The organism is Sphingomonas sp. FUKUSWIS1 (genome assembly GCF_000733135.1).
In the GTDB taxonomy this organism is placed as follows: domain Bacteria; phylum Pseudomonadota; class Alphaproteobacteria; order Sphingomonadales; family Sphingomonadaceae; genus Sphingomonas; species Sphingomonas aerolata.
Map to the genome: position 1 here is coordinate 14,393 of NZ_JPJC01000129.1, position 726 is coordinate 15,118.

At 66.1% G+C, this 726-nt stretch carries 2 protein-coding genes; one reads left to right on the forward strand and one right to left on the reverse strand.

Annotated features, from left to right (window positions below; all coding sequences use genetic code 11):
* Window positions 1-338, reverse strand: a 338-nt coding sequence (locus sphsw_RS09040) for a DUF1003 domain-containing protein (protein WP_031440322.1), incomplete at its 3' end; no start/stop codon positions are given.
* A gap of 113 nt (window positions 339-451) precedes the next feature.
* On the opposite strand from sphsw_RS09040, the gene sphsw_RS20375 reads away from it, so the two are divergent.
* On the forward strand, window positions 452-726 hold a 275-nt coding region (locus sphsw_RS20375), incomplete at its 3' end, for a helicase HerA domain-containing protein (protein ID WP_042466958.1).

The window sequence follows — 726 nt, forward strand, 5'->3', positions numbered from 1 at the left end:
GCCGCGACCGTCGACAGCAGCAGGTTGAGGAAGATGTAGGGATAGGGATCGAACGCCGCGTTGAAATGCGTGAGGATGTCCGAATTGAGGATCATCCAGCCGAGCAGCACCGCCGTGAACGCGATGATGAACCCCCACGACCCACCGACCGCCGCAACCCGGTCCGAGAGCCGCTCGCCGAACGTCGCGCGTTCGTCGGCGAGGTCGGCGGCGTCGCGACTGACCGTGGTCCCCGCCTCGATCCCCGCGAGCACGCGGCGCTGCTCGTCGTTGAGCTCGCCGGGGGACTTGCCGAGCAGGCGGTGCGAGAGATCGTCGAGCGAAGAGGATGCAGCCATGGCGAAAGGCGTAACCGCGATTGCGGATTAAGCCAGCGCGCAAAACCGCGCTTGCGACGAGACCCGCGAAAGACTCCTTGCCCCGATGCGCCCGCACCTGCCAAACGCGCGGCATGACGGTTAGCGTGAATATGGGCACCGACGGCAATGGTACGGCCGTCGGCGTCGACCTGGAGGAACTTCTCGCCACGCGCCTGCTGGTGCAGGGCAATTCGGGATCGGGAAAATCGCATCTGCTGCGCCGCTTGCTCGAACGGTCGGCGGGGCATGTCCAGCAGATCGTGATCGATCCGGAGGGCGATTTCGTGACGCTCGCGGGCCCGCACGGCCATGTCGTGATCGAGGCGGGCGATTATAGCGAACGCGAGATCGCGCGCATCGCCACCCG